Here is a 10536-nt window from a genome sequence, read left to right as displayed (position 1 = left end):
ACCTCTTCTAATAAATGACCAAGTGTAATGCTACACTAATACGTACTTATTATTCACTATCTTTATAGATGGCGAAAAGTGATTCATTTTCAACTAGCTGATCACGAGTTAATACAAATACACCGTCACCACCAAATTCGAACTCAACCCAGGTAAATGGTACATCTGGGAATAGCTCAATTAAGTGAACCATTGAGTTACCTACTTCTACGACTAAGACACCGTTTTCGGTCAAATAATCTGCCGCATTAGCTAAAATACGCTTGGTTAAATCAAGGCCATCGCGTCCTGAAGCTAAACCAATTTCAGGCTCATGGTGATACTCTTCAGGCATATCGCCAATGTCTTCTTCATCAACATAAGGAGGGTTTGAAACAATTAAGTCGTACTGTGGCCCTTTAGGAATAGATGAGAAAATATCAGATTGAATTGGGAAAACACGATCCATTACCCCTAAGCCTTCAATATTGACTTGGGCAACTTCTAAAGCGTCTTCACTAATATCAAGTGCATCAACTTCAGCATCTTCGAATGCATAAGCACAGGCAATAGCAATACAACCACTGCCAGTACATAAGTCCATAATACGATTAACCGGCTTGTTATATAACCAAGGGCTGAAGTTGTTATTAATCATTTCGGCAATTGGAGAACGTGGCACAAGTACACGTTCATCAACAAAAAACTCAAGCCCAGCAAAACGAGCTTTGTTGGTTAGGTAAGGTACAGGTAAACGCTCACGTACTCGGCGAATAATCAATTCAACAATTTTATGCTTTTCGCTGCTGGTGAGGTTTGTATGAATAACTTGCTGACCAATTTCTTCAGGAAGGTGTAGTGCATGAAAAACCAAAGCGATAGCTTCGTCCCAAGCGTTGTCTGTGCCGTGACCATAATATATACCAGCATCATTAAATCGACTCACACCCCAGCGTAACATATCACCAATTGTACGCAGTTCAGTGACTGCTTCATCTACAAAGATCTTATCCAAAACACACTCCTAATAAATAGTTCGCCAACATTGTAACTGATGTCTATTAAGATGGCCTAGAATTCAATACAATATCGTCATGAAAGATAAAAATATCACTGATTTCGAGTCGTTTAGTGATTTAGTTGCCGGAGTAAAACCGTTACAGCAACAAAAGCATCACTTTAAACAACCGGTAAAAACAAGACAGCAAGTCGAAATTAAAGAGCAGCAACTACATGTTAGCAGCTATTTTTCTGATACCTATCAACCCTTGCTCCCCGTTAACGGCCCTATGCGCTGGACCAATGACGGAGTTGATAAACTAGAGTTAAAAAGATTACGTCGTGGTGACTATGTACCAGATTTATTACTCGATTTACACGGTTTAAGACAAGCAGAGGCAAAACTGGAACTGGCCGCTTTAATTCAGGCCTGTGTTAAACAAAACAGTATTTGTTGCAGTGTAATGCACGGTTACGGTAGTGGAATATTAAAACAGCAAATTCCAATGTGGCTGGCTCAACATCCTAAAGTTAAAGCTTTTCATCAAGCGCCTAAAGAATGGGGTGGAGATGCGGCTTTACTTGTATTAATTGATATTGGTGACCAGCCTCATAGGCGATAAAGCAGATTCCGGCCCACAAACATTACCGGAATGACGGAAAGATAAATGCAGCCGGAATGACGGTGCTAATTCGTCATCCTCGAGATCTGTTATCGAGGATCTGCTTTTTGGCTAACCATAAAACATCAAATCAGATTCCGGCCCAAAAAACATTGCCGGAATGACGGTGAAGGGAAACATTAGGAATGACTCTGCTAACTGTGTCATCCTCGAGATCTGTTATCGAGGATCTGCTTTTTGGCTAGCCATAAAACATCAAATCAGATTCCGGCCCAAAAAACATTGCCGGAATGACGATGAAGAGAAAGGTCGCTGGAATGACGATGTGCGAAACATCATCGGAATGACGTTAAGAGAAGCATTGCCGGGATGTCCCTAAAATACGAGATGTACAGTGTCTGAATATAGCTTAACTCACTTGTGGTAAATTCATATCGATTAAGCTAGCATTTTCCATATGTTTATCTATTTGAACAAATGCTGAAGTGGCAAAAATTGGCGCTTCTTCACCTGCAACTAATTCACTGACAAGAAAACCCACAATAGGCATGTGAGTAATCACTAACACAGTTTCAGCTTTATATTGCTCAGCATATGCAAGGATAACATCGGCGGCTGATTTCGGATCTCCAGATGGAGTAATATCATCTAACACAACACACTTTTGTGCTTTAGGTAAATGCTTACTAACAACCTGCCAAGTTTGTTGAGCGCGTAAATACGGGCTAACTAATACTAAGTCTAACTGACTAATACGACTATTTAATTGCTCGCCAACCTGACCACTTTGGTAGCGACCATGATGTGTTAATGTACGTTCACGATCAGATGGAGCATCGAAACTAGCTTCGCCATGGCGCATCAAAAATAACTGCATAAAATACTCAATAATAAACCTATGCGAATAATACTGTAATTGTAACTGCATTAGCGGAGTACTGAAACCATTCACAAACAAAATTTAACTCAACTTTAGTCGATGACCGCAATAAATAATTGACGACATAATTTGCTAAAAACTGATAACAATATCAATATATAGCAAGAACATTTATCTGGAGCCTTTACTTGTCTGATTTTCCAGCAATCCGAAAAAGCCAAAATGATCATCGACGTTATAAATATATCCAATTGCCTAACCAATTAAAGGTACTATTAGTCGAAGATAATCAATCCAACCAAGCAGCAGCTTCTATGGCTGTAAGGGTTGGCCATTTTGACGATCCGGTTTCGCGCCCTGGCATGGCTCATTTCTTAGAGCATATGCTGTTTTTAGGCACCGAAAAATACCCTGATTCTGGTGAATACCATGCATTTATTAATCAACATGGTGGTAACAACAATGCTTGGACTGGCACAGAACAAACCAACTTTTTTTATACTATTAGTCCCGAAGTTTTTGATGAATCACTTGACCGATTTAGTCAATTTTTTATTGCCCCAAAATTTGACTTAGAGTTAGTAGATAGAGAACGTCATGCCATTGAGTCAGAATATAGTTTAAAGCTTAAAGATGATGTTAGACGGGTTTATCAAGTACAAAAGGAAACTACAAATCAGGCCCATCCTTTTTCTAAATTCTCTGTTGGTAACTTAGCAACCTTAGCAGGCTCTGAAGCAGAGTTAAGACAAGAGCTACTGACCTTTTATCAGCAACAATATTCAGCAAATATCATGACACTTTGCTTAGTTGCTCCCTTCCCGCTCGAACAATTAGAGCAATGGGCAAACCACTTTTTTGGTGAAGTGATTAATCGAAACATTGCCAAGCAATATTCTCAAGCACCATTAGTAACCGAAGCCGAAAAGTTAAAACAAATTTCGATTGTGCCTCTAAAGCAGCAAAAAAGGGTCAGTGTTAATTTTGCGTTACCTGGAATAGATAAATTTTATAAACGTAAACCGTTAACTTTTATCAGTCATTTGTTAGGCAATGAAAGTCCTGGTAGCTTGCTATCCTATTTAAAGGAGCAAGGCTTGGCGAATAACCTCTCTGCAGGTGGCGGGATTAACGGGTTTAACTTTAAAGACTACTCTGTCAGCATTCAGTTAACCGACAAAGGTTTTGAGCAACTCGATGAAGTAATTAAGTGTATTTTTGAATACATACAACTGATTAAATCTACAGGGCTTGAAAATTGGCGTTATCAAGAACGAGCAAATTTACTCGACACAGCATTTAGATTCCAAGAACAAATAAAAGCCTTGGATTTGGCAAGTCACCTAAGCATTAATATGCATCATTATGAAGTTGAAGATATTGTCTATGGCGATTACCGAATGGACAATTTAGATGTCTCTGAAGCCGCTGACCTTCTCGACCTTATGAACCCAACTAATATGCGTCTGCAAGTTGTGTCACAAGACCTAGAAACCGATAAGCAAGCGGCTTGGTATTTTACCCCATATCGCGTAACCGAAATCACTTCTGACAGGGTCGGCTACTGGCAACAAACAGAAGTTAGAACTGCATTACAACTTCCAAAAGCGAACCCTTTCATTGTGGCAAATCCACAAGCAAGAGATGAGCAATGTCAATATCCAGTACCTGTTATCGTTGATGAAGGAGATGGATATCGAATCTGGCATCGTAAAGACGATGAATTTAACGTTCCCAAAGGCCACTTATTTTTATCAATGGACTCGCAAAAAGCCAGCGATACACCAAGACATGCCACGTTAACGCGTTTATATGTAGAAATGCTTTTAGACTATTTAACAGAACCAACATATCAAGCTGAAGTTGCCGGATTAAACTACAACATTTATCCCCATCAGGGTGGGATAACTCTTCATTTAACCGGATTTACAGGTAATCAAGAATCATTACTTGAATTGATTATAGAAAAAGCCCGAGAGCGCAAGTTCACCCAAGAGCGATTCAACATTATTCGCAAACAAATTTTACGTAGCTGGAATAACGTCACTCAAGCAAAACCCATTTCTCAACTGTTTACGAGTTTGACTGTAACCTTACAAAAACGCAGCTTTGAGCCAGCCAGAATGGCTGAGGAACTCGAGTCCATCACATTAGACGACCTTCATAACCATGTTCGAGAGTTTTATGAAAAAATATACCTTGAAGGTTTAGTCTACGGAGATTGGCTAGTTTCTGAAGCACAGCAATTAGGTCAACGATTACAGCGGCTACTTTCGTTAGTCACTAAACCTAGTAGTGAGTCTTCACGTGAATTGGTTAATCTAAAAGGGCATGGCACATTGCTTCGCGAAAAAAGTATCAACCATCAAGACAGTGCAATAATCGTGTATTATCAGTCAAGCCAAGCCTCTGTCGACAAAATGGCCCTATTTAGTTTATTAAACCACACCATGTCGTCGACATTTTTCCATGAGCTTAGAACCAAACAACAGTTAGGCTATATGGTTGGCACGGGCTACCTGCCTTTAAACCGACATCCTGGAATGATTTTTTATATTCAATCACCTTCAAATGGTCCGCGAGTATTACTTGAAGCGATAGACGAGTTTATCGCAGACTTTAGCTACGCTGTCATGCAAATAACCAATGAACAATGGGAAAGCACTAAGCACGGATTGATTAATCAAATAATGGAGCACGATTCAAACCTGAAAACGCGTGGGCAACGTTATTGGGTTAGCCTAGGTAATCGAGATTATAAATTTAATCAACGCGAAAGCGTTGCATCACAAGTTGCCCAACTAACTAGAGCAGACTTGATTAAATTCATGATGCAACGAATGCGAAGTAAACATTGCGACAGACTAGTTCTGTTTAGCTGTGGTGAACAACACACTAAACAGCAACTTAATGGCAAAAATAAGATTGTAGATCTAAAAGCATTTAAGCATAAAGCAGAGAAATTTCACTTTTAATGAGCCCGTTGTATCTCTCTGTTGCTGGCAATTAGCGCTCAAGCCTAAAAAAGCAACTTGTTATGTCAATTATCCCAACATAACAAGTTAGTCGTAATCTACCAAACAAATGAAATCAGGCAGATAAAAAACCTGCATACATCAAAATTTCAGAACAAAACGCTAACCCGTATTGCATTTACAGATGTTACAATGCTCAATCAGTTAACAAATCGATTTTTTAGCTTAACATAGCTTTGACAAATCAGACATAATCTGAAAAAGTAGATAAATTAATGGCTTTCATGTGGCATCAACTGGAAAACAACAATAATCTTATGCCGAAACTCTCCTCAATCCTATTCATGCTTATATGTTGGAGCATAACTTCAGTTAGCTTTGCAGCATCATTTTCAACTTTTAATGAGGAACAGCTTGATATTGTCCTCAATTATGAAGCCTATACTGTTGAGAATGGCTTATCTCAAAACACAGTAACTAGTGTTGTTGAGGACAGCGAAGGTTATGTTTGGATAGGCACTGTAAACGGTTTAAATCGATTTGATGGTACAGATTTCACCCACTTCTATGCTTATGACAACAACCGAGGATTACCTAGCTCATTTATTCGTAATCTAATGTTAGATAGTAAAGGTCAATTAATTGTAGGTACCGACAAAGGATTGGTCATTTATGATAAATATACTGAAACCTTCACCCCAGCACTTCAAAACCATCCCATTTCAACAGATATTATTTGGGCCATTTATCATGACAGCGGCTTAAACTATGTCGGCTTAAAAAATGAAGTGTTTGTATTTGACGCTTCGTTTCAAAATATCATCGAACACATTAATGACGACAGAATTAAAGAAGTCAAAAAAATCAGAGTTAATCAAGCAGGGATTTATATCAGAAACTTTGATGGTGATTTATTTTTAAAAGACCAAAAACTTAATAAAGCTTATGTAGAAACTACTGATTTCGAAATTAGTAATAGTGACATTTATTATACTAAACAAGATGGATTGTACTTAAACGATGAAAAGATAAGCTCAGATAAAATACTCGGGTTAAGTAAAAGCAATAACATTCTACTTGGTTTAAGCAAAACAGAATTGTTATCAATAAAAGATTTGGGAAAAATAAGAAGCCTCGGAACATTACCATTTACAATAAAAAGTACAAATGGAATGATAATGATGCAAAGTACTGATGAAAATATCTATATCTCAAGCTACTCTAATGGCGTAAATTCAATATCAACAAACTCAAATTTAGCAAAAAAAATAAACAATGATATTTCAAACATTTGGTCAATATCAAAAAATAATGGATATATTTTTATAGCGACCAATGAGCCAGAAGTAAGCTCTATTGATATAAAAACAAATAAAGTTAGTAATATTAAATTCCAAACGTCACCCGGTTATAAAAGCGTATTAGCTACTGAATCACATTTATATATTGCTACATCAAATGGTTTAGAGGAAGTTGAGTTAGATACTGGTAAATCAAGAATGATTTTCAATGAACATTTAGTTAAAATAAAACTAATGCAGGATAATCGTATTGCTGTAGGTACTTATAGTGGAAGTATAATATTTTATGACATTAAAAATAACACTAAAAGTATAATAGATACTGATACTAACCACCCTATATTTGATTTCCTACAAGTTGAAGATGCCTTGTACATTGCATCTCAGAAAGGGCTTTTTAAGTTTGTAGATGATAAGGTTGAACATATTTACGATCATGAATTGGTTACCAGCATTCTTTCATTTGACGGGAAAATATTTTTTAGCGCAAGAGCTTCAATTATGTCCTATGATTTGAAAAACAAATCATTAGAGGAAATATTCAACAATGGTCAAGTACTTTATTCACTAGACTTAATAGACAAGACTATCGTAGCGCCTTCTAGTAACAACATATACCTCATCGACAGTTTACATAATAATTTTTTTAGCTTGTCTCAAAAGCACGGTGCTCTTGCCGATTACACTACACAATCTACTGCAATATACTCTAAGGGTATATATATTGGTGGCCCTTACGGCTTAAGCTACCTCAATCCAAGCACCATAATGTCATCCTTCAAAGATACCGAGCGCCCAATAATTACATTTACCAACCTATCAATTTTTAATAAAAAAATAGAAATAGGTACAGAAAAACTCAGCAAGTCATTAAAGTATAAAAATGATTTAATATTAAGCCACTCAGAGTACCCATTTACGATTAAATTTGGGGTAATTGGAAAGAGTACAAATGAATTTTCAGCATTTTACAAATTAAAGGGCATAGATGCTAAGTGGCTACCAAGCTATACAAATAATAGTGCAACATACACAAGTGTTCCACATGGTCGATATACATTTAGTGCATATGTTATTGATAACAACACGGGTATGAAATCCGAAACTGAGACTCTTGATATCATAATCAGCCCGCCTTGGTGGCTTTCCAACCAAGCCAAAATGATTTATGGGATTATCATTTTTATAATTTGTGCATTAATTGTAAAAGCCGTATTAAGAAAAAGACAAATTCAAAAACAAATTGCCTTGAGTGAGGAGCGGCTCAAGCTTTCCCTTTGGGGCAGCGGCGATGAAATGTGGGACTGGGATATAGAAACCGGCAAAATCTTCCGATCTAATATATGGGGAACATTAGATTTCCCACAAGATGGGCATCGTTCAGGAAAATTAGGAGAAGAAAGTAATATTCATCCTATAGACCAGCCCAGAGTACAAAAGGCACTTAACGACCATTTCAGTGGTGTCACTGACCACTTTGAAATTGCTTACCGAGTGAAAGGTCGTAATGACCAATGGATGTGGATTCTAGACAGAGCTAAAATTGTTGAGCGCGATCAAAAAGATGTTCCTGTTCGGATGACTGGTACGATTAAAGATATTAACAATATCAAGGTTGTTGAAGAGCGGTTAAAACTGTTTGCCAGAGCAATTGAAAATATTTCTGAAGGGATGTTTATTCTTGACCAGAATTACCAATTTGTTGAGGTAAATGAAGCCTGTTGTGACATCGCGCTTTGTACCCGCGAACAATTTTTACAACAAAAGCTCGAATTCGACCGTTACCCTAAATCGTATTCAGAGCAAATTAGAACCACTTTATGCCAACATGGTCGATGGAATGGCGAAATTGAGGCCAATAAAGGCGACAACAGCTATTTCTTAATGGAGCTCAATATTGACGCTATTTATAATGAACAAGGTGAAACCAGTCATTATGTTGGCGTTTTTTCTGATATCACTCGTCGGAAACAACAAGAAGAAGAGCTCCGGAAGCTCACCAACAATGATTTACTCACAGGCTTACCAAACCGTTCAAGCTTACAAGTGACCTTGAACAACCTCGTGAAAAAAGATATTCACCATACGCTGATGGTATTAGATTTAGATAACTTCAAACGTATTAATGATTCTCTTGGGCATCAAGTGGGTGATGAGTTATTGATCTCTGTCGCTGACCGAATTAATACCTCTATGCCTGATCATGCCAGCTTATATCGTTTAGGCGGCGACGAGTTTGCAATATTAATTGACCAAAACCCTGATATCGGCTCCAGTGCCATTATCGCGTCCAATATCATTCAAGCATTAAAACCACCATTTACTGTTAACAACGAAAACCTTGTGTTGGGCATAAGTGTTGGGATTGTATTGTATCCAGAAGATGAGCAAAATGAACAAGCGCTTCTTCGTAAAGCAGATATCGCCATGTATCATGCTAAATCTGCAGGTGGAAATCGTTATCAATTTTTCTCAGAATCACTCAACCAAAATGCTATTCGCCAATTAGAAATTGAAAACTTAATTCGTGAAGCATTAAAAGATGATTTATTTGAAGTTTACTATCAGCCAAAAATTGATGTTAAACATGACCAACTGGCTGGCATGGAAGCCTTAGTGAGACTAAACCATCCAAAATTTGGTTTGATACCACCGAATGATTTTATCCCATTAGCTGAAGAAAACGGTCTTATTGTTGACATCGGTGATGTGGTTCTTAAAAAAGCCTGTTTTGCCGCCAAGAAATGGTTAGATCAAGGGGTGTTTTCAGGCCGAGTGGCTGTCAATTTATCGTCACGTCAGTTCGCCCTCGCAGATCTTCAGCAACGTATTGAGTCAATTTTACGACTGACACAATTACCCGCGCATCACCTAGAGCTAGAGATAACTGAAGGAACCGTCATTAAAAACCCAGAAAACGCCATAAAAGTCATGCAACAGCTTGCTAAAATGGGCATTAGTTTAGCCTTAGATGACTTTGGTACGGGTTATTCGTCATTATCTTACCTTAAGCGCTTTCCAATCAACTGCTTAAAAATTGATAAATCATTTGTTGACGATATTGATAAATCTGACCGTGATTTAAAAATGGTTGACTCGATTATTACCATCGCGCACAACATGGGGCTATCTGTAGTGGGTGAAGGCGTTGAAGAAACTGCACAATTGAATATATTAAAAGCCTTAAAATGTGAGGAAATACAAGGATATATCTATAGCAAGCCTGTGCCAGAACTTGATTTTGAAGCGTTACTTGCTTTAGACTCCGATAAAAGGAACAAACAAAAAACAAACAAATAACCAACACTCTCACAGCATTGGCACGTTAAATGCTAAAAGTTATTTAGACGTCAAAAATAATGATTACATTTAACCCTGAGATTAAGAGAGTATCAAAATGATTAAAACTATTATTGCGGTTTCAATTCTATCGGCCTTTTCTGTTTCAACTTCTGCAAATATGGTAAGTGAAACTCAAAGTGTGACATTACCGAAATCAGAGGTAATAGGAACTCATACAGCAGGTTTCCCAAACATTAAAGTACTCGACACCCAAACTGCAGGTTTCCCAAACATTAAAGTACTCGACACCCAAACTGCAGGTTTCCCAAACATTAAAGTACTCGACACCCAAACTGCGGGATTCCCAAACATTAAAGTACTCGACTCCCAAACTGCAGGTTTCCCAAACATTAAAGTACTCGACACCCAAACTGCAGGTTTCCCAAACATTAAAGTACTCGACACCCAAACTGCAGGTTTCCCAAACATTAAAGTAC

At 37.7% G+C, this 10536-nt stretch carries 5 protein-coding genes and 1 pseudogene; 4 read left to right on the top strand and 2 right to left on the bottom strand.

What is annotated here, in order from left to right; all coding sequences use genetic code 11:
* Nucleotides 1-49: 49 nt before the first annotated feature.
* Nucleotides 50-994, bottom strand: a complete 945-nt coding sequence (prmB, locus tag L2672_RS12840; protein ID WP_248996254.1) for a 50S ribosomal protein L3 N(5)-glutamine methyltransferase — start codon at nt 992-994, stop codon at nt 50-52.
* Between the two features lie 79 nt (nt 995-1073).
* Between prmB and smrB the strand changes: the two genes are divergently transcribed.
* Nucleotides 1074-1601, top strand: a complete 528-nt coding sequence (gene smrB, locus L2672_RS12835; RefSeq protein ID WP_248996253.1) for an endonuclease SmrB — start codon at nt 1074-1076, stop codon at nt 1599-1601.
* Between the two features lie 409 nt (nt 1602-2010).
* Here smrB and sixA read toward each other — a convergent pair whose 3' ends face one another.
* Nucleotides 2011-2478, bottom strand: a complete 468-nt coding sequence (gene sixA, locus L2672_RS12830) for a phosphohistidine phosphatase SixA (protein WP_248996252.1) — start codon at nt 2476-2478, stop codon at nt 2011-2013.
* A 191-nt stretch (nt 2479-2669) separates the two neighbouring features.
* On the opposite strand from sixA, the gene L2672_RS12825 reads away from it, so the two are divergent.
* The 3 genes and pseudogenes from L2672_RS12825 to L2672_RS12815 form a co-directional block, all read left to right on the top strand.
* On the top strand, nt 2670-5456 hold the full coding sequence (locus tag L2672_RS12825; protein ID WP_248996251.1) for an insulinase family protein: 2787 nt from the start codon (nt 2670-2672) through the stop codon (nt 5454-5456).
* 275 nt (nt 5457-5731) lie between these two features.
* Entirely contained in the window at nt 5732-10057 is a 4326-nt protein-coding gene (locus L2672_RS12820; RefSeq protein WP_248996250.1) for an EAL domain-containing protein, read from the top strand.
* Nucleotides 10058-10154: 97 nt separating this feature from the next.
* Nucleotides 10155-10536, top strand: a pseudogene (locus L2672_RS12815) (hypothetical protein); the annotation flags it as partial.

This window comes from Shewanella gaetbuli (genome assembly GCF_023284065.1).
GTDB lineage: Bacteria > Pseudomonadota > Gammaproteobacteria > Enterobacterales > Shewanellaceae > Shewanella > Shewanella gaetbuli.
Note: the sequence above shows the minus strand (reverse complement) of the source record. Positions and strands in the feature narration are given on the sequence as shown.

Coding starts and splice junctions, on each gene's coding strand:
- smrB (WP_248996253.1), top strand. CDS start 1,074: ATGAAAGATAAAAATATCACTGATTTCGAGTCGTTTAGTGATTTAGTT.
- sixA (WP_248996252.1), bottom strand. CDS start 2,478: ATGCAGTTATTTTTGATGCGCCATGGCGAAGCTAGTTTCGATGCTCCA.
- L2672_RS12820 (WP_248996250.1), top strand. CDS start 5,732: ATGGCTTTCATGTGGCATCAACTGGAAAACAACAATAATCTTATGCCG.